The 21,415-nt window shown below is 67.9% G+C and carries 20 protein-coding genes; 12 read left to right on the top strand and 8 right to left on the bottom strand.

Annotated elements, in window-relative coordinates:
• Positions 1-53 precede the first annotated feature (53 nt).
• Positions 54-287, top strand: coding sequence for a DUF7385 family protein (locus NO360_RS06880; RefSeq protein WP_256306864.1), 234 nt, complete (start codon positions 54-56; stop codon positions 285-287).
• A gap of 76 nt (positions 288-363) precedes the next feature.
• On the opposite strand, the gene NO360_RS06885 is transcribed toward NO360_RS06880, so the two are convergent.
• Positions 364-1,698 (bottom strand): ribonuclease catalytic domain-containing protein, encoded by a 1,335-nt coding sequence (locus tag NO360_RS06885; RefSeq protein ID WP_256306865.1) that lies wholly within the window; start codon positions 1,696-1,698, stop codon positions 364-366.
• 319 nt (positions 1,699-2,017) lie between these two features.
• Here NO360_RS06885 and NO360_RS06890 point away from each other — a divergent pair, with 319 nt between their 5' ends.
• The 4 genes from NO360_RS06890 to NO360_RS06905 all read left to right on the top strand — a co-directional run bounded on the left by NO360_RS06890 (position 2,018) and on the right by NO360_RS06905 (position 7,150).
• Positions 2,018-2,761, top strand: coding sequence for an AzlC family ABC transporter permease (locus NO360_RS06890; protein WP_256306866.1), 744 nt, complete (start codon positions 2,018-2,020; stop codon positions 2,759-2,761).
• Complete coding sequence (locus NO360_RS06895; protein WP_256306867.1) at positions 2,761-3,096, top strand: AzlD domain-containing protein; 336 nt, start codon at positions 2,761-2,763, stop codon at positions 3,094-3,096. The genes NO360_RS06890 and NO360_RS06895 overlap by 1 nt, the downstream gene beginning before the upstream one ends.
• Positions 3,097-3,235: 139 nt before the next feature.
• Positions 3,236-5,203, top strand: a complete 1,968-nt coding sequence (locus NO360_RS06900; RefSeq protein ID WP_256306868.1) for an AMP-dependent synthetase/ligase — start codon at positions 3,236-3,238, stop codon at positions 5,201-5,203.
• 78 nt (positions 5,204-5,281) lie between these two features.
• Positions 5,282-7,150 (top strand): cation:proton antiporter domain-containing protein, encoded by a 1,869-nt coding sequence (locus NO360_RS06905; protein WP_256307126.1) that lies wholly within the window; start codon positions 5,282-5,284, stop codon positions 7,148-7,150.
• A 213-nt stretch (positions 7,151-7,363) separates the two neighbouring features.
• Here the strand turns inward: NO360_RS06905 and NO360_RS06910 are convergent, their stop codons facing one another.
• The gene (locus NO360_RS06910; RefSeq protein ID WP_256306870.1) at positions 7,364-8,497 is read right to left on the bottom strand and encodes a thiolase family protein; all 1,134 of its coding nucleotides are present in this window, start codon (positions 8,495-8,497) and stop codon (positions 7,364-7,366) included.
• A gap of 201 nt (positions 8,498-8,698) precedes the next feature.
• Between NO360_RS06910 and NO360_RS06915 the strand changes: the two genes are divergently transcribed.
• From NO360_RS06915 to NO360_RS06935, 5 genes are all read left to right on the top strand, one after another.
• Positions 8,699-10,063, top strand: coding sequence for an ATP-binding protein (locus NO360_RS06915; protein WP_256306871.1), 1,365 nt, complete (start codon positions 8,699-8,701; stop codon positions 10,061-10,063).
• A gap of 231 nt (positions 10,064-10,294) precedes the next feature.
• Positions 10,295-12,421 (top strand): excinuclease ABC subunit UvrB, encoded by a 2,127-nt coding sequence (gene uvrB, locus NO360_RS06920; RefSeq protein WP_256306873.1) that lies wholly within the window; start codon positions 10,295-10,297, stop codon positions 12,419-12,421.
• Positions 12,422-12,617: 196 nt separating this feature from the next.
• Complete coding sequence (locus tag NO360_RS06925; protein WP_256306875.1) at positions 12,618-12,812, top strand: hypothetical protein; 195 nt, start codon at positions 12,618-12,620, stop codon at positions 12,810-12,812.
• A gap of 14 nt (positions 12,813-12,826) precedes the next feature.
• Positions 12,827-13,945, top strand: coding sequence for a sulfite exporter TauE/SafE family protein (locus tag NO360_RS06930; protein WP_256306876.1), 1,119 nt, complete (start codon positions 12,827-12,829; stop codon positions 13,943-13,945).
• 1 nt (position 13,946) lies between these two features.
• Positions 13,947-14,408, top strand: a complete 462-nt coding sequence (locus NO360_RS06935) for a universal stress protein (protein ID WP_256306878.1) — start codon at positions 13,947-13,949, stop codon at positions 14,406-14,408.
• Here NO360_RS06935 and NO360_RS06940 read toward each other — a convergent pair.
• The 3 genes from NO360_RS06940 to NO360_RS06950 all read right to left on the bottom strand — a co-directional run bounded on the left by NO360_RS06940 (position 14,405) and on the right by NO360_RS06950 (position 16,003).
• On the bottom strand, positions 14,405-14,563 hold the full coding sequence (locus NO360_RS06940) for a hypothetical protein (protein WP_256306880.1): 159 nt from the start codon (positions 14,561-14,563) through the stop codon (positions 14,405-14,407). The two genes, NO360_RS06935 and NO360_RS06940, sit on opposite strands and share 4 nt — an antisense overlap.
• A gap of 26 nt (positions 14,564-14,589) precedes the next feature.
• A complete protein-coding gene (locus tag NO360_RS06945) occupies positions 14,590-14,745 on the bottom strand; it encodes a hypothetical protein (RefSeq protein ID WP_256306882.1) in 156 nt (51 codons plus the stop codon).
• Positions 14,746-14,821: 76 nt separating this feature from the next.
• Positions 14,822-16,003: an SPFH domain-containing protein gene (locus NO360_RS06950; protein WP_256306884.1), complete on the bottom strand. Its 1,182-nt coding sequence runs from the start codon at positions 16,001-16,003 to the stop codon at positions 14,822-14,824.
• A gap of 146 nt (positions 16,004-16,149) precedes the next feature.
• Between NO360_RS06950 and NO360_RS06955 the strand changes: the two genes are divergently transcribed.
• The gene (locus tag NO360_RS06955) at positions 16,150-16,359 is read left to right on the top strand and encodes a DUF7554 family protein (RefSeq protein ID WP_256306886.1); all 210 of its coding nucleotides are present in this window, start codon (positions 16,150-16,152) and stop codon (positions 16,357-16,359) included.
• 43 nt (positions 16,360-16,402) lie between these two features.
• Here NO360_RS06955 and NO360_RS06960 read toward each other — a convergent pair whose 3' ends face one another.
• On the bottom strand, positions 16,403-17,023 hold the full coding sequence (locus NO360_RS06960) for a hypothetical protein (RefSeq protein ID WP_256306888.1): 621 nt from the start codon (positions 17,021-17,023) through the stop codon (positions 16,403-16,405).
• An 86-nt stretch (positions 17,024-17,109) separates the two neighbouring features.
• Between NO360_RS06960 and NO360_RS06965 the strand changes: the two genes are divergently transcribed.
• Positions 17,110-17,631: a 2'-5' RNA ligase family protein gene (locus NO360_RS06965; RefSeq protein ID WP_256306890.1), complete on the top strand. Its 522-nt coding sequence runs from the start codon at positions 17,110-17,112 to the stop codon at positions 17,629-17,631.
• A gap of 36 nt (positions 17,632-17,667) precedes the next feature.
• Here NO360_RS06965 and NO360_RS06970 read toward each other — a convergent pair whose 3' ends face one another.
• On the bottom strand, positions 17,668-19,038 hold the full coding sequence (locus NO360_RS06970; protein WP_256306891.1) for a cytochrome P450: 1,371 nt from the start codon (positions 19,036-19,038) through the stop codon (positions 17,668-17,670).
• 99 nt (positions 19,039-19,137) lie between these two features.
• The gene (locus NO360_RS06975) at positions 19,138-21,315 is read right to left on the bottom strand and encodes an ATP-dependent DNA helicase (protein ID WP_345780178.1); all 2,178 of its coding nucleotides are present in this window, start codon (positions 21,313-21,315) and stop codon (positions 19,138-19,140) included.
• Positions 21,316-21,415 lie beyond the last annotated feature (100 nt).

Genomic DNA, 21,415 nt, shown 5'->3' on the forward strand with positions numbered 1-21,415 from the left:
CCGACCCCTCGTGAGGAGTAGAATTATGACGGATCCCCTCGTTCGTGTGGACGATGGAGGACAGCGAGTACGACGAACTCACCACGTCGCTGACGCCGCACGAGTCGGCCGGCGGGGTGACGACGTACCGGAACACCGTGAGCATCGCCTGTCCCGCGTGCGGTGACCCGTTCGACGACCTGGTCATCTGCGAGGACGAGTACAACAGTCTCGAACTCAGTATGCTGCTCGATCTCTGCGTAACGACGCACGAGGACGAAGTCCTCCTCTTTACGCACAAGCAGTAACGCGGCCGCTCGCCGCGTTCGCAATGCCGGAGAGTGCGCCGAGCGCAGCGAGCGTCGAGAACGGGTAGCTACCCGGTCAGTCCCGCAGGTCGATCTCCTCGGGCGGCAGTCCCTCCTCGTTGACCACGTCGCCGTCGCCGTCGACGGTGACGATCCCGCGGTTGTTGACCGCGTGCGGATCGAGGTGAACTTCCTCTAAGAACTGCTTGTAGAGGCGCTCGGCGGTCTCGCCGTCCTTCTGGCGCTCGGAGGCCCGGTCGCACAGTTCGACGAGGTCCTCGGGGACGTCGTTCTCGTGGACGATCCAGTGGTTGATCAGGTCCGAGAGCCGTCGAATCGGGGAGGTGAAGTGCCCGTAGATATCGAAGTTCAGCGCGTAGTGCCCGCCGAAGGGGTCGTTCATATACTTCGCGCGGGGCATCACCTTCAACACCGCGCGCTGGATCTTGTTGAGCGCCCGCTTCTCGGAGTTCTCCAAGGCGTCGTTGACGGCCTTCCGGGGGTCGTCCCACGACGCGCCGGAGATGTTCACGCCGTCGAGTTCGGTGATCTCCCGCAGCGCCTCGTCCCACTGGTCGGGGGTCGGCTGGGGGTGGACGCGGTACATCGCCTCGACGCCGCGGTTCCACATCAGTTCGTGGGTGACGGCCTTGTTCGCCTTCAGCATACACTCCTCGATGATCGTGTGCGCGCGGTCCCGACTCGGGTTCAAGACTAGCGAGCCGTCCTCTTTCCGCTGCTCGTGGAGCTGGTCGGCGAGTTCGTAGACGAGGGCGTTCTCGTCGTGCAGCGGCGCGTCGGGGTCGTCGAGGCGGTTCTCACACTGCGTGTAGGTCAGCCGCTCGTCGGAGTGGACGACGGACTTGTAGATGTCGACGTCCTCGAACGACAGCGTGTCCTTCTTGATCTCCATCTCCACCGTGTGCGCCAGTCGATCCTCCTCGGGGACCAAAGAACAGACCGTCTCCGCGAGCACCGGCGGGAGCATATGAATCGTGTACGCCGGGAGGTAGACCGTGTTGCCGCGCTCGACGGCCTCTTCCCACATCTCCGAGTCGGGGTGGACGTAGTGGGTCACGTCGGCGATGTGGACCCACAGCGTGTACGTCTCCTCGTTCTCGCGGATGCTCAGGGCGTCGTCGAAGTCCTGGGCGTCGATCGGGTCGGTCGTCCACGTGGTCAGATCGCGGAGATCCTGTCGGTGATCGAGTTCGTCCTCGATCTCGGCTTGGATCCCCTCTGTCCGCGACTTCGCCTCCGAGCGCACCGCGGGCGGGAACTCGTCGCGGATCTCGAACTCCGCGAAGAGCTCCTCGCGCTTCTCCTGTAACTGCCGGGCGACGTCGATAGAGATCTCGACGGGGCCCTGCCCCTCGGCCGTCCCGGCCTGTGACTGCGCGTCGTTCGACATACCCTGGTCTTCTTGTGTGAGGTAGTTAGTCGTGTCGCACCCATACCGTGTGCAGAGCGAAAACTGGGCTGAGATTCTGAATGAGGGGACTTCGGAAGCCCGCTGGACGCTTCGCGTCCATCGACGTCCCGCTCGTTCCACTCGCGGGACTCCCGCCCGAGCGTTTTCTCGTCGGCGATTGCCCGCCGAGATTCGGCCGCCATCGCATCCCTGACCCCGGCCACCGTCGCATCCCCGAACGCGGCTGTCGTCGTCACATCGCCCGACTCGGCCGACGCAAACCGCATCGATTTAGCCTTCCCGCGCGGAAGCTCCGCCCGTGTTCCGCTCTCGCCTCCCTGCCGAGGTCCGCCGCGGCGTCCGCGACGTCGCGCCGCTGCTGGTCGGCATCGCTCCGTTCGGCCTCGTCGCGGGCGCGGCCGCCGTCGACGCCGGGCTGACGCCGCTGCAGGCCGTCGGCCTCTCGGTCGTCGTCTTCGCCGGCGCGTCGCAGCTGGCCGCGATCGACCTCTTCGGCAGCAACGCCGAACTGCTCGTGATCCTCCTCACGGGCGTCGTGATCAACCTCCGGATGCTGATGTACTCCGCCTCGATCGCGCCGCACTTCCGCTCGCTCCGCTCCGTCTGGAAGTCGATCTGCGCGTACGTCCTCACCGATCAGGCCTACGCGCTCTCGATCGCGCGCTACACCGACGCCGAGGCCGAACTCGACCCGGCGGAGCGCCGCCGCTACTACCTCGCGGTCGGCGGCTCCCTGTGGATCGTCTGGCAGTGCTGTACGATCCTGGGCATCGCCGTCGGCGCGCGCGTCCCCGACTCTTGGGGGCTGTCGTTCGCCGTCCCGCTCGTCTTCCTGAGCCTCTTGATCCCCGCGGTCACCTCGAAGCCGAAGGCGGTCGCCGCGCTCGTCGGCGGGAGCGTCGCCGTCGCGGGCGACGTGTTCGCCGTGCCGCTGGATCTGGGGCTCATCCTCGGCGGCCTCGCGGGCGTCGTCGCCGGCGTGCTCGCCGCGGAGTGGCTCTCGACCCCGAGCGGTGACTCCGACGTGGGAGGTGGCCACTGATGCCGACCGAGTACGGACCGCTGGCGGTCTGGAGCGTCGTGGTCGCGCTGGGACTCGCGACGTTCGGCATCCGCGCCTCCTTTATCCACCTGTTCGGCCGCGTCGACGACGTGCCCGACAGAGCGACGAACGCGCTCCGGTTCGTCCCGCCGGCGGTGTTCGCCGCCCTCGTCGCCCCCGCGTTCGTCGCTCCCGAGGGCGCGATCGCCGTCGTCGGCAACGAGCGCTTGCTCGCGGGTGTCGTCGCCGCCGGCGTCACCTGGTACCTCGACGACGTCTTCGCGACCATCGTCGCCGGGATGGCGACGCTGTGGTTGCTGCGGTTCGGAGTCTGACGGTCCTCGTGGGAGGCGGCGGCCGTCGCCCGGCGGGCGCGGGATAAACGCCGCCTGCGTGTGTCGGCGTTGAACGGGGAACAACCGACCGACGCCGGAACGGCTGTACATTTAATTCACCCCGGCGTCTCGTGGTCGTATGGAGTGGCGGGACGCGGAGACGACGTTCGACGACGACGTCCTCGACGAGACGACGCTGCCCCGGATGTTCGACGAGAGCGCCGCGCGGAATGCCGACGGCGTCGCTCAGCGGTACAAGGGCGGGATCTACGACCGTTCGCTCGTCGCCGAAGGCGTCGTTTCACCCGCGCCGGACGGCGACTACGCCGATCTGACGTACGCCGAGATGCGCGGCATCGTCCGCCGGCTCGCGGCCGGGTTCCGCGACCTCGGCGTCGATGCCGGCGACCGCGTCGGCATCCTCGCGAACACCCGGATGGAGTGGGCCCAGACCGACTTCGCGCTGCTCTCGGTCGGCGGCGTCGTCACCACGGTCTACACCTCCTCCTCGGAGTCACAGGTCGAGTACCTCCTCTCGGATCCCGGCGCGACCGGCGTGGTCGTCGAGAACGCCGATTTGCTCTCGAAGGTGCTCGCCGTCGAGGACGACCTCTCGCTGGAGTTCGTCGTCGTCCTCGACGAGATCCCCGACGGGAGCGGGATGGCCGGCGCGGTCCGCGACCGCGACGACGTCCACACGCTCGGCGAGGTCCACGCCCGCGGTGCCGACGGCTTCGACGCCGCCGACTTCGAGTCGTGGCTGGACGACCGCGACCTCGACGATCCGGCCTCGCTCATCTACACGTCGGGGACGACCGGTCGGCCGAAGGGCGTCGAACTGACCCACCGGAACTTCCGCGCGAACGTCGACGGCTGTTACCGGCGGTTCGGCCCCCGACCGGACAGAGAGCGGGGGGCCATCTCGCCCGAAGCGACGACGCTTTCGTTCCTCCCGCTCGCGCACGTCTTCGAGCGTCTCGCGGGACACTTCCTGATGTTCGCCGCCGGCGCGACCGTCGCCTACGCGGAGAGCCCCGACACGCTCCGCGAGGACTTCCGGGCCGTCCGGCCGACGGTGGGAACGTCGGTCCCGCGGGTCTACGAGAAACTCTACGACGCGATCCGCTCGCAGGCGTCCGAATCGGCGGTGAAGCGGCGCATCTTCGAGTGGGCGGTCGAGGTCGGGCGCGCGTACGAGACCGCGGACGAACCGGGCCTCCTCCTGTCGGCGAAACACCGGCTCGCGGACCGACTGGTCTTCGAGCAGGTTCGGGAGGCGCTCGGCGGCCGCGTCGAGTTCCTCATCAGCGGCGGCGGCAGCCTCTCGCCGGATCTGTGTCGCCTCTATCACGCGATGGGGCTGCCGATCCTGGAGGGATACGGGCTCACGGAGACCGCACCGGTCGTCGCCGCCAACCCCCCGGAGCACCCGCGCATCGGCACGATCGGCCCGCCGCTTTCGAACGTCGAGATCCGGCTGGACCGGTCGATCGTCGCTGATGACACCGAGGAGTCCGACGTCGGCTCCGACGCCGCAGTGGGCGAACTGCTCGTCCGCGGGCCGAGCGTCTTCTCCCGGTACTGGAACCGCCCCGACGAGACGGCCGCGGCGTTCACCGACGACGGCTGGTTCCGGACCGGCGACATCGTCGAACGCGGCCCCGACGACTACCTCACGTTCCGCGAGCGGGCCAAGCGGCTCCTGGTCCTCTCGACGGGCAAGAACGTCGCGCCCGGACCGATCGAAGACGCGTTCGCGGCCAGCCCCGTGATCGAGCAGTGCCTCGTCGTCGGCGACGGCCGCAAGTTCGTCTCCGCGCTCTTCGTTCCGAACGACGAGGGAATCCGCGAGTGGGCCGACCGGGAGGGGATCGACCTCCCCGAAGACCGGACGAAGCGCGCCCGTGACGAGCGGGTCCGCCGACGGATCCAACGCGAGGTCGACGCGGTGAACGAGCGCTTCGAGTCCCACGAGCGGATCAAGCGGTTCCGGATCCTCCCCAGGGAGTTCTCCACCGACGACGACACGCTGACCCCGACGATGAAGAAGAAGCGGCGGAACATCCTGGACCGATACGCCGACCAGATCGAGATGCTCTACGACTGATCTGCGGGTCGGTCGCCGCGGTCATCTGTACTTTTATACCGCGCGGATTCGTCGCAATCGATGTATGGGGGACCGATAGTGGCGGCCGCCGGTGGCTCGTTTCTGCTCCCGATCGTCGCGTCGATCATCGCCATCGGCGTGATCGCGCAGGTCCTCGCAGACCGGTTTCAGGTCCCCAGCGTCGTGTTTCTCATCGCCGCCGGCGTCCTCCTCGGCCCGGAAGTGCTCGGCGTCGTCGGCCCCGACTCCTTCGGCAACGCGCTCGGGGCCATCGTCGGCCTCTCGGTGGCGATCATCGTCTTCGAGGGCGCGTTTCACCTCCGGATCGAGAAGTTGCGCGAGGCCCCGGCGGCGACGCTGAAGCTGATCACGTTCGGGGCCGCCGTCGCGCTCGTCGGGACCGCCACCGCTGTCCATTTCCTGCTCAGCGCGCCGTGGGACATCTCGTTCCTCGTCGGCGCGCTCCTCGTGGCGACCGGGCCGACGGTCGTCACGCCGATCCTCGACGTCGTCCCCACCCGCGACCGCGTGGCGGCCGTACTGGAGACGGAGGGCATCGTCAACGACGTGACGGCGGCGATCACCGCGGTCGTCATCTTCAACGCGATCAACGTCGGCATCGACGAACCGCTGCCGCTTCTGACGCTGTTCGCCGAACGCCTCGGCGTCGGCGTCGTCGTCGGCGGGGTGGTCGCCGCGCTCCTGTATTACGGGCTCCGGTACGTCGACCTCTCGCCTGGGAACGCGCCGCGCAACGCGCGCCTGCTCGTCCTCGCCGGCGCGCTCGTCGCCTACGGCGCTGCGGACACGATCGATACGGAGGCGGGCGTCGCGGCCGTCGCGACCGCGGGGATCCTCCTCGGGAACGCCGACATCCCCTACGAGGACGAGATCTCGGCGTTCAAAGGCGACGTGACGCTCGTGGTCCTCTCCTTCGTGTTCATCGCCCTCGCGGCGCTCCTGCGGTTCGACGTGCTCGTCACGCTCGGCGTCCGCGGCCTCCTCGTCGCCGGGATCGTGGCGCTCGTTCTCCGCCCGGCGCTCGTCTTCGCCTCCGCGACGGGCGGTCGCTTCACCACCGGCGAGAAGTGGTTTATGAGTCTCGTCGGGCCGCGGGGGATCATCCCGGCGTCGGTCGCGACGCTCTTCGCGATCGGGCTCCGGGACGCGGGGCGAGCCGCCGCGGCGGACCTGCTCGTCGGAACCGTCTTTCTCGTCATCTTCGTCACGGTCGTCTTCGAGGGCGGATTCGCCCGACGGATCGCGGACTACTTCGACATCATACCAATGCGCGTACTCATCATCGGAGGCGGACGGGTGGGCCGAACGCTCGCCGAACGCCTCGAAGACCGCGGCGAGAACGTAGTGCTCATCGAACAAAACGAAGAAGCCATCGAAACCGCCCGGAACGCCGGATTCACCGTCCACAAGGGCGACGGGACCGACACCGACGTGCTCCGATCGGCCGGGGCTGAGAACGCCCGCATCGTCGTCGGAGCGACCGGCGACGACGACGTGAACCTGCTCGTCTCACAGCTGAGCAGTTCGAAGTTCGACCCTGAGACCGTCCTGGCTCGGGTGAACAACCCCGACAACGCCGAGGCGTTCGAGGAACTCGGCGTCCGGACCATCTCGGCGACGCTCGCGACGGCGCAGGCGATGGACAACTACATCGAGCGGCCGTCGATGATGGACTGGATGGACGAAGTCGGCCACACCGGGGACATCCAGGAAGCCGAGGCCACCTCCGACGCGGTCGTCGGGCGGACGATGCGCGAGCTCGGTCCGAAACTCCCCGACGACTGCCTGATCGCGCTCGTCGAACGGAACGGCGACACGCAGGTCCCCGGTGCGGAGTTCACCTTCGAGCGGGGCGATCGACTGACCGTCTTCGGCGGCCGCGACGAGGTTCGCGAGGCGATCCGGATGATCGACGCCGACGCGTAGTCGACGCCGACGCCCGGGCGGAGCGCCGCGCGCCGTCCCCCGACCCGAGTCCCGCGTATCGTCTCGCGACTGGCGGTCCGCGTATCGTCTCGCAGCCGGAGTCCCGCGTATCGTCTCGCAGCCGGAGTCCCGCGCATCGTCTCGCGGCCGGAGTCCCGCGCGTCGTCGATAGATGGAACAACTGAGACCGCCGAGGGTCGCGATCGAGCGCGACTACCGCGAGAACTCGATGGCCGCCCCCTGTCCGAAGCCGACGCAGAGCGTCGCGAGCCCGCGGTCGGCGTCGCGCTTTCGCATCTCGTGAATCAGCGTCACCGGCAGGCGCGCCCCCGACGCCCCGAGCGGGTGGCCGATCGCGATCGCCCCGCCGTTGACGTTGTACCGCTCCGGATCGACGCCGAGTTCGCGTCGCGCGTAGACGCACTGGCTGGCGAACGCCTCGTTGAGTTCGACCAGGTCGTAGTCGTCGACGTCGGTGCCGGCGCGCGAAAGCAGGTTCCGGGTCGCCGGGACCGGACCGATACCCATCACTGTCGGATCGACGCCCGCGACGGCGTTGGTGCCGATCTCCGCGAGGACGTCGAGCCCGTGATCCTCGGCGAACGCCCGCGAGGTGACGAGCGTCGCGGCCGCACCGTCCGTCACCTGCGAGGAGTTGCCGGCGGTGACGCTGCCGTCGCCGGTGAACGCCGGCGAGAGTTCCGAGAGCGCCTCCAGCGAGGTGTCCGGCCTGATCCCCTCGTCCTCGGAGATCGTCCCGTCCTCCGTCTCGATCGGGACGATCTCGTCGCCGAAGCGTCCCGACTCGGTCGCCTCGGCGGCGCGCTGGTGCGACCGAAGCGCGTACTCGTCCTGAGCTTCCCGGGAGACGTCGTACTCCTCGGCGACCTTCTCGGCGGTCATCCCCATCTGGAGTTCGAAGACGTTGTACCGATCGGAGAGTTCCGGGTGAAGGTGCTGGTAGGAGTCGCCGTCCATCGGCACGCGGCTCATACTCTCGACGCCGCCGGCGAGGACGCACTCGCGGTTGCCCGCCGCGACCGCATCGGACGCGGAGATGATCGCCTGCATCGACGAGGCGCACCAGCGGTTGATCGACGTCGCCGGGACGCCCTCGCCCAGCTCCGACAGCAGCGCGATCACGCGGGCGACGTTGTTGTCCTGCTCGTCGCGCTGCTGGGCGACGCCCCACATCAGGTCGTCGACGGCGTCGCTCTCGAGTCCGGTCTCGGCCAGGATGTGGTCGATCAGCGCGGTCGAGAGGTCCTCGCTCCGGACGTCCTCGAAGACGCCGCCGGCCTTTCCGAACGGCGTACGGTGTGCAGCGGCGATGACTGGCGTTGGCATAGAAGTCAATGGCGTCCGCGCCGGCATAAAAGGGGGAGAACGCGGGGAACCGCACACGGAGTTGTACGCAGGCGGTGTTTCTGCGGCCGGTCGGTCGCGCCGTGCACCGCGCGCCGGTAGTTAGGTACCACCTTACGGCCGGGAGCGGCCGCTACGGACGTTTCGACGCGCTTATGCGGATGAGCCGGCAAGGTCTTTGGGATGACTAACCGGGCTCTCGAAGTCGTCGAGTTCCTCCTCACGGCGCACCTCTACAGCGATAACCGTGACCTCGACGAGAACGATCTGCCACCGCGATACCGACGGGTTTTCTGGACGGAGCCGTCCGAGGACGACGAAGACGACGACAGTCCCAACGTCGTCGGCATCGAGCGACCGCTCGTCGTCACCGACAGCGTCGCGCGGAAAGCGACCGGGGTCGAGCACCCCTGGGAGGCCATCTCCGATCTGCTCTTCACCCAGCGCGAGGAGTTCTCGGGTCGCATCTCCCTGACGCAACCCGAGATGGCCATCGAGTGGTATCTCGACCGCGCCGACCGCGAGCGGCTCGAGACGAATCCGACCATCGCAGCCGCCGTCGAGGACCGCGAGACGGTCGACGTGACGCACGACGAGGCGCGCGAGCACACGCGCCCGATCCAGGCCGACCGCGTCTGGATCGACAGCCTGCTCGAGGAGTACTTCGACGAGGACGAGGACGCCGAGATGCTGGATCTCGTGCAGGTCCGCGCGCCCGAGGAGATCGAGATGACGCTGGACGACCTCGTGCTCACCGGCGATCAGGAGGGCGAGATCCACAAACTGATGCAGGCGATCGAGCACCGCGAGTACCTCGCAGGGATCGGCCTGCGCGAGATCGGGAAGATCCTCTTCGTCGGCCCGCCGGGGACCGGGAAGACCACGGTCTCCCGCGCACTCGCCCACGAGTTGGGGCTCCCCTTCGTCGAGGTGAAGCTCTCGATGATCACGAGTCAGTATCTCGGTGAGACCGCCAAGAACGTCGAGAAGACCTTCGAGGTCGCCAAGCGACTCTCGCCGTGTATCCTCTTCATCGACGAGTTCGACTCCGTCGCGAAGACGCGTCGCTCCGACGAGCACGCGGCGCTGAAGCGCGCGGTCAACACGCTCCTGAAGAGCATCGACGACATCTCGCTCATCCGCGACGAGGTGATCCTCATCGGCGCGACCAACCACCCCGACCAGCTCGACGCGGCGGCGTGGCGGCGCTTCGACGAGATCGTGAACTTCCCGAAGCCCGACCGGGATATGCGCGCGGACATCCTCCGCATCATCACCAGGCGGATGGACATCGAGGAGTTCGATCCCGAGGCCGTCGCCGAACTGACGGAGGGGCTCACCGGCTCCGACCTCCGGATGGTGCTCCGCGAGGCCGTGTTGGAGGCGCTGACCGAAGAGCGGATGACGCTCACGCAGGACGACATCGTCGAGGCCGTCGAGGACTTCGAGGAACGCGACAACCTCAAGAACATGGATATGATGTCGGACGGAGAACAGCTCGTCGCGGGCGATGGCGGCGGCGGGCACTCTCACGATCACGACCACTGAAACGGGTGCGGTGCGGCCACGACTGACGGCGGCGACGACTGACAGTGGTGGCGACTGACAGCGGCGACGACTGACAGCGGCGACGACTGACGGCGGCCACGACTGACAGTGGGGCGACCGACAGTTGCGGCGATCCACTCGCCGCCACTGCCGACCGGCGGCGCTCTCTGGGTGAGGCGTGCGTCGTCCCGACCGACCGTCTCAAGTGCCTGTACCCCCAACGAATTTCCGATGAGCGACACCTCCGGGTCGAGCCCGCTCTCGCCGGACAGGCCGGCCGCAGAGCGGGCGTTCCGCGTCGACGCCCCGTTCGAGCCAGCGGGCGACCAGCCCGACGCCATCGAGCAACTGGTCGCGGGGTTCGAATCGGGGATGGAAAAGCAGACGCTGCTCGGCGTCACGGGGTCGGGCAAGACGAACACCGTCTCCTGGACGGTCGAAGCACTCCAGCAGCCCACCCTCGTCATCGCCCACAACAAGACGCTCGCGGCACAGCTCTACGAGGAGTTCAAGAACCTCTTTCCCGACAACGCGGTCGAGTACTTCGTCTCCTACTACGACTACTACCAGCCGGAGGCGTACGTCGAACAGACCGACACCTACATCGACAAGGACATGTCGATCAACGAGGAAATCGATCGACTGCGACACTCCGCGACGCGGTCGCTTCTGACCCGGGACGACGTCATCGTCGTCGCGAGCGTCTCCGCCATCTACGGGCTGGGTGACCCGAAGAACTACACGGATATGGCGCTCCGAGTCGAACTCGGCGACCGCCTCGACCGCGACGAACTGCTGGCGCAACTCGTCGATCTGAACTACGAGCGCAACGACGTCGACTTCCAGCAGGGCACCTTCCGCGTCCGCGGCGACACGGTCGAAGTCTATCCGATGTACGGCCGCTACGCCGTTCGGATCGAGTTCTGGGGCGACGAGGTCGACCGGTTGACGAAGCTCGATCCCCTCACGGGCGAGGTCGTCTCCGAGGAGCCCGCCGTCCTGGTCCACCCCGCCGAGCACTACTCGATCCCGGAGGACCAGTTGGAGGCGGCCATCTCGGAGATCGAGGAACTGATGGAAGAGCGCGTGAAGTACTTCGAGCGACAGGGCGACCTCGTCGCGGCCCAGCGTATCGAGGAGCGCACGACCTTCGACATCGAGATGCTCAGAGAGACGGGCTACTGCTCGGGCATCGAGAATTATTCCGTGCATATGTCCGATCGCGACACCGGCGAAGCGCCCTACACGCTGCTGGATTACTTCCCCGACGAGTTCCTCACCGTCGTCGACGAGTCCCACCAGACGCTGCCACAGATCCGCGGGCAGTTCGCGGGCGACAAGTCCCGGAAGGACTCTCTCGTCGAGAACGGCTTCCGGCTCCCGACGGCGTACGACAACCGCCCGCTGACGTTCGAGGAGTTCGAGGAGAAGACCGACCGGACGCTCTACGTGTCGGCGACGCCGAGCGACTACGAGCGCGAGGAGAGCGAGCAGATCGTCGAGCAGATCGTTCGGCCGACCCACCTCGTCGACCCCGCGATCGAGGTCGAAGCCGCCACGGGGCAGGTCGACGACCTGCTGGACCGGATCGACGACCGGATCGAGCGCGAGGAGCGCGTGCTGGTCACGACGCTCACTAAGCGAATGGCCGAGGACCTCACCGAGTTCCTCGAGGAATCCGGCGTCGACGTGGCGTACATGCACGACGAGACCGACACCTTGGAGCGCCACGAACTGATCCGCGACCTCCGATTGGGCAACATCGACGTCCTCGTCGGGATCAACCTCCTCAGAGAGGGACTGGACATCCCCGAGGTGTCGCTGGTCGCCATCCTCGACGCCGACCAGGAGGGTTTCCTCCGCTCGGAGACCACGCTGGTCCAGACGATGGGGCGGGCCGCGCGGAACGTCGAGGGCGAGGTCGTCCTCTACGCAGACGAACGAACCGACTCGATGGCCGCCGCGATCGAGGAGACGCGTCGCCGTCGCCGGATTCAGCGGGAGTACAACGAGGAACACGGCTTCGAGCCGAAGACGATCGAGAAGGCGGTCGGTGAGACGAACCTCCCGGGGAGCGGCGACCGGAGCGAGCGCTCTCCGACCGACGAGCCGACCGACGAGGACGAGGCGCGCGAACAGATCGCTTATTTAGAAGATCGAATGGCAGCGGCCGCCGACAACCTCGAGTTCGAACTCGCGGCCGACATCCGCGATCGGATCCGCGAACTCCGACAGGAGTTCGGGATCCGGGAGGACGACGAGGAGTCCCGCGGCGACGACGGCGTCGATCCCGGCGTCGACCCGCTGGACGACGCCGACTCCCCGGTCGACGACGGGGTCCCGCCCGAAGACGTCTGACGGCGACGACGACCTCGGAGCCGTGCGCGACCGTAGCGGCGCCCCGGTTTCGTGCGTGAGGGCGTCCCACGACGGAGCCGAACCTCAAGATTTATTCTTCGGTCGTCGCTATCCGGCGGCTACGATGTATTCGGAGTCGGTCGTCGTCGGTATCAGTAACGAACGTCGCCGGAGCGCGCTCGGGGGGATCACGTAGATGAGCCGCCGCCGTGGACCCGCGGCCGGGCGAACGGACGTGACCGTTCGGGAATCGGAGGACACCCAAGGGTCGGACGCAGAGGCCCGGCGGTGGGCCGCGGACGTCTCGAAGCCCGGCGCGCCTGAACCGCCGAGCCGGCCGGAGGCGGCCGATTTCTCCATCGCACAGCGACCGACTGTCCTCGACGACTGAATCCACAGACACCAATGAAATCAACCTCCTACAGTCGTGTCCAGCGGTCGTTCCTCCGGTATCAACACGTGTTCGTGTTTCTCGCCCCGATCGTCTTCATCGTCGGGGTGTTCTTCGGCGCTCCCACGCCGTCGGAGACGGGGGCGAGCTACTGGCTGGAGTACTGGTGGCTGTTCCCGGCGTTCCTGCTCGGAGCCACGATCGTCAACACCGTCGGGATCAGCGGGTCGGCGATCTTCGTGCCGTTCCTCATCTTCGTGTACCCCCTGTTCGCGAGTCCGCTGGACCCGCCGACGATCGTGAAGGTCGGGCTCATCAGCGAGGCGTTCGGCCTGTCGAGTTCGTCGATCGCGTTCATCCAGTACGGACTCGTCGACCGTCGCCTGGCGCTCGCGCTCGTCGGCGGCGCGGTCCCGTTCGTCGTCGCCGGCGCGCTCCTGTCGTTCGTCATTCCCGAACCGCTCTTTCACGGACTGCTCGGGGTCGCGCTGCTGGCGGCGTCGTACCTCCTCTTCAAGGCCGATCTCGATCACGAGGGCGACGCCGACGACGCCGGCGACTCCGAAGACGACGCGAACCCGGCGGCCGAGGGCGAGGTCGAAACCGCGATCGACGGCGGTCACGCGGAGATGCCGAACGATCCCGGAAAGCTCGGCCCCGCCGGCGTCCGCACCGACGACGACGGCAACGTCACGCGGGTCGACCGCGAGGGCGACGACTACCGGTACACCCGCGGGGGGTACCTGCGTCGCTTCGCCAACTACAGCATCGGCGGGACGTTCCAGGGTCTCGCCGGCTTCGGCGTCGGCGAACTCGGGATCATCTCGATGCTCAGCACGAAGGTCCCGGTCCGGGTCGCCATCGGCACGAACCACATCGTCGTCGCGCTGACGGCCATCCTGGCCTCGCTGGTCCACGTGTTCGGCGGCGGCCTCGTCGGCGGCCACAGCCTCAGTCTCGCGTCGACGCCGTGGAACATGGTCGTCTTCACCGTGCCGGCGACGGTGACGGGCGGGCAGATCGCGCCCTACGTCTCGAACGCACTCAGCACGTCGACGATCAAGGCGTTCGTGGGCGGACTCTTCGCCGTCATCTCGGTCGCGCTGTTCCTGATGGCGCTGGGGGGGATCTGAGATGTACGAGCGGATACTCCTGCCGACGGACGGTAGCGACGCGTCGCTGGCCGCGGCGGCGCACGCCGGATCGCTCGCCGAGACGACGGGAGCGACGGTGCAGGTGGTCTCGGTCGCGGACAGCCGAAACCGGTTCGAGAGTCCGAGCAGCGGTCTCGCCCCGGACGCGTGGCGCGAGGCCGAGCGCGAACGCGCGACGGCCGCCATCGAAGAGACGGCCGCGGAACTCCCGGAAGCGGTGGAAACCGAACGGACGGTCGTCACCGGGATTCCGCAGGACGAGATCGTCGACCTCGTCGCGGAGACCGGAGCAGACGCCGTCGTAATGGGAACGCACGGGCGGGCGGGGATCGACCGGTACCTGATCGGGAGCGTCACGGAGCGGGTGGTCCGCCGCTCGCCGGTCCCCGTGTTGACCGTCCAGGGCGACCGTGCGCAGGACGAATCAGCGACTGGCGATTAAGCGGACTCTTCGTCACTGACCGCGTCCGGAGACGTTTCCGAACGGCGTGAGCGATACAGATTGACGCCTAACCCGGCGACGAACGCGAGGAAGCCGACGGCGACGATCCACAGCGCGCTGGGGTGTTCCAACCCGAGATGAAGCGGTACGGGCATCGACCGGTGATGCGTCGAGCGGCCACCTAACTGCTTCTATCTTCGATCGCGCCGACGCGCATCTCGACGTAGCGACGTGGCCACTCGAGGAGGTGCCGCTTCAACCGGTGCAGGACACCGTGGTCCCGCGTCGTCGGTGTGCGTTCGCCACCGGAGACACCTGGGCCGCGCTCGTGACTCATATGGTAGTGTCTCTCAGGGCGAGGAATAACAGTAACGATTATTCGTGTACCCGATCCCCGTTCGAATCCGCCGTCGTCACTGCGTCTCGTAGGATTCCTCGATGTTCAGATCGACGTCGACGTCGGCCCCCGGTTCGCCGTCGGTGCCGCCCGGCAGGTCGGCGACGGCGTCGACGCTCTCGATGTCCTCGACCGCGGCGGCGATCTCGTCGATCTCGTCGAGACCCAGCAGTTCGCGCGTCTCCGCGTCGAAGTCGAGGCTCTCCAGCCCGGCCGACTCCTGGACGTCTGAATCGGTGAGCCCGCGGCCGTAGCGGCCGAGGAGGCTCGTCAGTTCCTGCGGGAGGACGTACGTCGTCGACGGCGACGTCCCGATGGTAGTCAGGGCCTCCAGCCCGCGGTCGACGATCGCGCGTTCGCCCATCGACTCGGCGGACTTCGCGCGGAGGACCGTCGAGATGGCGTCACCCTGCGCTTCGAGGATCTGGCTCTGCTTTTCACCCTGCGCGCGGATGATGTTCGACTGCTTCTCGCCCTCGGCCTGCTCGACCGCGGAGCGCCGTTCGCCCTGCGCTTCGAGGATCATCGCGCGGCGGCGACGCTCGGCGGAGGACTGCTCTTCCATCGCGTCCTCGACCGCCGCGCTGGGTTTGACGCTCCGGACCTCGACGCTCTCGACGCGGATCCCCCACTCGTCCGTCGGTTCATCGAGTTCCTCGTTGATCCGACGGTTGATCTTCTCGCGTTCGGAGAGCGTCTCGTCGAGTTCCATATCGCCGAGGACCGCCCGCAGCGTCGTCTGCGCGAGGTTCGAGACGGCGCGCCGGTAGTTGTCGACCTCGAGGAACGCCCGCTTTGCGTCCATCACGCGGATGTAGACGACAGCGTCGGCGACGACGGGCGAGTTGTCGCGGGTGATCGCCTCCTGCTTCGGCACGTCGAGCGTCTGCGTCCGCATATCGAAGACGTACGTCTTCGAGACGAACGGCGGGACGAAGTTGATGCCCGGTTCCAGCAGTTTCTGGTACTCGCCGAACACCGTGAGCGCCCGCTTCTCGTAGGCGTTGACGATCTCGACGGCGCTGTAGACCGCCGCGATCGCGAGCGCGAGGACGCCGAAGCCGACGGCGGCTACCGGATCGCCGCCGAAGACGGTTCCGGCGATCAGGAGGGCGGCGGCGACGCCCGCGACGGGGAGGAGCCAACCCGGGAGGCCCCGCGCGGAGACCCGACCGAGTTCGCGGAAGAGGTTCGCCATAGGTGACCTTGTGAGCCTGTGGCATTAAGGATGTCCCGGCGGGCGAGCGTCGGAGCGTACCGACCCGAGCGCCTCGGCCGACAGGCGGTCAGTACACCGATCGCGGTCACCCGAAGGCACTTGAGGGTGGCCAGTGAGGGACCGGTATGCGCTTACCGAGTCCCGGCACCGACCGCGCGGAACTGGAGGTCGAGGACCTGTTGAAGGTCGTCCTCGTTCTGGTCGTCGTCTGGCTGGTCTTAGAGATCATCGGCGGGATTCTGGGAATACTCGGCGAACTGCTCGGGCCGCTCCGCCCCCTCATCGGGCTGGCCGTCATCGTCCTGATCGTACTGTGGCTGCTGGACCGGATCTAACCCGTCGCCGCGCCGTCGAGTGACCGCGGTTCGCCGAGCGACGCTACGGACAGTCGCGCTCGTCGACGGGGCGTCGGTCGGCCCCCTGCTCGACGGCCTGCGTCGCGCCCGACTCGACATTCACGAGCATCATCCGACCACCGTAGCCGTGCGTCCGGTCGTGGCCCCGAACGGCGACGCAGGTCACTTCCGACGGGATCTCGACGGTTTCGGAGCGAGTGAACGGTTGCCGGCTGTGGGCGTGCAGTAGCTCCCGCCGGCCGAGTCGCGTCCCGTCGAGGCGCTCTACCTGCCACCAGTTCGCGTACCCGTCCTCGCCGTCGTCGTCGTGGTGCAGCGACACGTCGAAGGTGTAGCGGCCGCCGTCGGCCTCGAACGCCACGTCGACGACGTTCGCCTCGCGGAGGTCGAGAGCCGATTCGGTCTCGTTCGAGGTGGATCCGCTGTCGTCGCTCGCTTCCGGGACGGCTGTCGACGAACCGCCATCGCTCGCGTCCGATGTCCGATCGCCGGTGTCGCTCGCATCTCCCGATCCGCTCGTCGAGCCGCCGTCGCCGCCACTCCCCTCGGACCCGCCGCTGCAACCCGCGAGCAGCCCGATTCCCGTAACGCTCGCCAGTCCCGAAAGCAGCCGCCGTCGGGAGGTCGAGGGCGTGTCTCTCATACGCTCGCAACACGGCGGCGGGCAATAACGCTCACGGCGAGTCCGCACCCGACGGCTTCTTGCCCGGCGGTACCGCACAGGAGAGCGTGTTCAGTCTGAACGTTCCCGTTCCGGGGCAAGTCGCGCGGCTCGCCTCGGAGCTCCACCCGGAGCTCACGCGCTTCGAGCGGATCCGCGAGCGTCACACGCTGTTGGCGAAGCGGTTCGACACCGGGCTCGACGACGACGCCGACTCGCTGCCGCGACTCCGCGAGCGACTCCGACCGCTGTTGCGGAGCCACGGCGCGGGGAGCCTCGACCTGCGGGTGACCGGCCTCGACTACTTCGAGACGCCGCCGCGCGGCCCCGGGCCGGTGGTGTACCTCGTCGTCGAGAGCGCCGATCTGCACGCGCTCCACCGCCGGCTCTGCGAGTCGTTCGGGACGGTCGAGGGGATGGAGGGCGACGGGTACGTCCCGCACGTGACGCTGGCCCGCGGCGGACGGATCGCGGACGCCACCGACCTGATCGAGCGAACGAGCATCGAACCGATCGCGTGGACGACGGAGGAGCTTCGGATTCGAGATTCGCGCTACCGGGAGGACGCCGCGCGGATCCCGCTTCGTTAGGCGGTCTCGACGACCGCCGTCGACCGTTCAGCGGCGCTACGAGCGCGGCCGGACCCGCATCGACAGCGGCTCCTCGGGGTGCATCGTCAGCGACCCGCGGAGGTCGAACGGCTTCTCGCGGGCGTACTCCAGTTCGTACTCCTGGGCGACGGTCGCGACGATGAGTTTCGCCTCCAGCATCGAGAGGTGCTTGCCGATGCAGTGGCGCGGGCCGCCGCCGAACGGGAAGTACGCGAATCGCGGTCGATCCGCGCGGCGCTCGGGGAGCCAGCGATCCGGATCAAACGCGTCGGGGTCGTCGTACCACCGCTCCGAGCGATGGGTGGCCCACTGCGAGAGCATCACGGCCGACCCGCGCGGGACCCGGTAGCCGCCCAGCCGCACGTCGACCTTCGGCTCCCGGAAGATCACGTACACCGGCGGGTACAGCCGCATCGCCTCCTGGATCACCCGTTCGAGGTAGTCGAGGTCCCGCACGTCGGCCGCGGTCGGCGGCTCGTCGCCGCAGACCTCGTCGAGTTCGGCGTGGACCCGGGCCTCGACCGAGGGGTGCTCCGAGAGGAGGTACCACGTGTACGTCAGCGTCAGCGCGGTGGTGTCGTGGCCGGCGAGCAGCATCGTCATCAACTCGTCGCGGAGCTGGTCGTCGCTCTGCTCGCCGCGGCGCTGCGCTCGCAGCAGGATCGAGAGCAGGTCCATCGGCTCCCCGCCGTTCGACGAGTCCGCGGCCGGATCGATCGCGGGGTCGTCCTCGGTGCCGCGGCGCTCGGCGACGATGTCGTCGATGATCCCCTCGAGCGTCCGGACGGAGTCCTGGTAGGCGCGGTTCTCCCGCGTCGGGACCCAGTCGGGGACGAGAAACCGCATCGGGTTCGGCTCGAAGCGCTGCCCGAGCGGTTCGAGGTGCTCCTGGATCGTTCGCGTCTGCTCGTCGGTGAGCCGCGAGCCGAACATCGCCTCGACGATGATCCGGACGGTCACCCGCGCCATATCGAGGTTGACGTCGCGGAGGTCGCCGGCGTCCCACTCGTCGACCATCTCCCGCGCGTGCCGGGCGATCAGGCCGTCCATCGACGAGATTCGGTCGGGAGCGAACGCCGGCTGGGCGAGTGCCCGCTGGCGTCGCCACGTCTCGCCCTCGCTGAGCAACAGGCCGTCGCCGAGCAGTGTCCCGATGGCGTCGTCCTGGAAGTCGGGTTTCCGGTACGTCGCGTCGTTGGCGACGAGCACCCGTTCGATGTCCGCCGGGTTGGTAAGCAGGTACGTCTCGAGCGGCCCGAGGTCGAACCGGACGACGTCGCCGTAGGCGGCTTCGACGCTCGTGAGGAAGGTGAAGGGGTCGCGCGCGTACTGGCGGCTGTTCCCGAACACCGGTACGCCCGCTGGACCGGGGGGCTGTGTACGCATCGGAGTGTAGTTGGTCTGCAAGCGTATGAGCCGTTCGGCCGTTCGGCTTGTCTCGGGACCATCGGGCGTTCCGTGACGCGACCATCGAAGCGTCCCGCGCTACGGCTGCGGTGGCGACCCCTCGTAGGCGTCGAGGTCGGCGTAGAAGTTCAGCATCGAGAACTTCAATTTGTTCGGCGCGACGTCGACGAGTTCGACTCGCTCCTCGCGGGGGAAGCTCTCGCGGACGCCGTACTTCCCCATCTCGACGCTCTTCTGCGTGTAGCGCTTGTCGACGAGCAGGCGGACCCCGAAGTCGTCGGGGGCGCGGATGACGCGCCCGAGCGCCTGCCGCGTCTTTCTGATCGTCGGAATCTCCACCGCGTAGCGCCAGCCGGCCTCCGAACGGTCGTCGTACGCGCGATCGTAGGCGTCCTGGATCGCCTCTAAGCGCTCAGAGAGATGCGGGTACGGGACGCCGACGACCGCGACGGTCCGGGCGTCGTCGCCGTCGAAGCTCACGCCCTCCGCGAGCGTTCCCCAGAGGGACGTAAAGAGCGTCGCGTCGTCGCTGTCGACGAACGACTGTCGGAGCGACTCCGTGTCGACGCCCGACCCGTCGAGCAGGAGTTCGCTCGCCACGTCCGACCGCCCTCGGAGGCGGTCGTGGTACCGCTCGGCCTCGGCGTACGAGGGGAAAAAGAGGAGCGCGTTGCCGGGCGTAAAGCGCGTCGCGTCCGCCAGCACGTCCGCGATCGCCGACTGGGTGTCGGGATCCGCGCGGTCGGAACTGAAGAGCGCCGGCGCTTCCACCGCGAGCGTCCGACGGCGGTCCTCGGGGTATTCGAGCCCGTAGGCCATGGTCGCCGGGTCGTCGACGCCGAGGACGTCCTCCAAGACGTCGAACGGGCGCAGCGTCGCCGACATCAGGATGCTCGCGTGGACCTCCTCGAACAGCGTCTCGGTCACTTCCCTCGGAATACAGGTGTACAGCTCCGCGCGCCCGTACACCTCGTCGGTCCCGGAGTCGCGCCGCACCGAGCACAGCGGGTGTTGGCCGAGCTTCCCGCCGTCGGCCATCCACGACGCGACGAACTGCGCCGCCTGCAGGGTCTGACACTCCGCGCGGCTCGTGGCCTCGCCATCGCGGTAGGCCTCCTCGTACTCCCGGTCGAGCGTGCGGCCGAGCTGGAGCGCGAGGTCGACCTCCGCGTCGATGCCGCGACCCTCGTACCGATTCAGGAAGGCGAGCGTCAGGTCGTCTCTGCGATCCGAGTTCGCGATCGAGAGGTCGTACCAGTCGTCGCCGACCTGCTCGCGCTCGCCGAACCCCAGCGCGTCGTCGTACGTCGCCCGCAACGCGCCGAGGAACGCCGAGAGGACGTTCTCGGCCGGCTCCGCCCGGGAGTCGTCGGCGTCCTCCAGTTCCGAGAGCGCCTCTTCGAGCGTGTTCTCGGTGAGCGTCCGACTCGCGTGGTCGCGCGCGGCCGACTCGATGTTGTGCGCCTCGTCGAAGACCGTCACGACGTCCTCGGGCTCCCGTCCCAGCCACCGGAAGAACTGCTCGCGGATGTTCGGATCGAGCAGGTGGTGGTAGTTGCAGACGACCAGATCGACGGCTTCCATCCCCTCCTTGAGGAGTTCGTAGCCGCAGAGCTGTCGCTCCTCGGCGTACGCGTAGATCTCTTCGGGCGTCCGCACGTCCGCGAAGAGCCACTCGAAGAACTCGTCGTTGTCGCCGACGAGGTTGTTGTAGTAGTGCTCGCAGACGTTGCCGTCCCGCAGGTCTTCGAGTTCGGACTCGACGGCGTCGAGTTCGTCGGTCACCGCGCTCCGGGCCTCGCCGGCCCCGTCCGCCCCGTCGCGGATGCGGTCTAAGAGCGCCTCCGCCTGCTCTGTGAGTTCGGCGCGCTCTTCCTCCTTCTCGACGAGCGTCCGCGTCGTATCGCGCAGGGTCTGACACTCCTGGTACTCGACGTCGATGTGGCACATCGACGACTTGCCCTTGAAGACGACCGCCCGGACCGGTTCATCGCGGGTGATCGCGCGCGCGTCGGCGACGAACTGCCGCATCTGCTGGTGGACGTTGGTGGTGATGACCACCGTCTTGTCCGTCCGCTGGGCGTACTCCAGGGCCGGCACGAGCGCCGAGAGGGTCTTCCCGGTTCCGGGCGCCCCCTCGAGGAGGACGTCGCGCTGCTCGTCTACCGCCTCGGCGATCTCCGCCATCGCCGAGCGCTGGTTCGGATACGGCTCCTCGTAGGGGAAGAACCGCTCGTACTCGCCGGTCGTCGACACGGTGGTCTCTCCGCCCTCCTCGAATTAAAAGCCTCGGGCGGTCGGGAAAGCCGAACGCTAGTCCTTAAGGAATGCTACCAACCATCATAGTTCTATCGGC

This window comes from Halobellus litoreus (assembly GCF_024464595.1).
In the GTDB taxonomy this organism is placed as follows: domain Archaea; phylum Halobacteriota; class Halobacteria; order Halobacteriales; family Haloferacaceae; genus Haloquadratum; species Haloquadratum litoreum.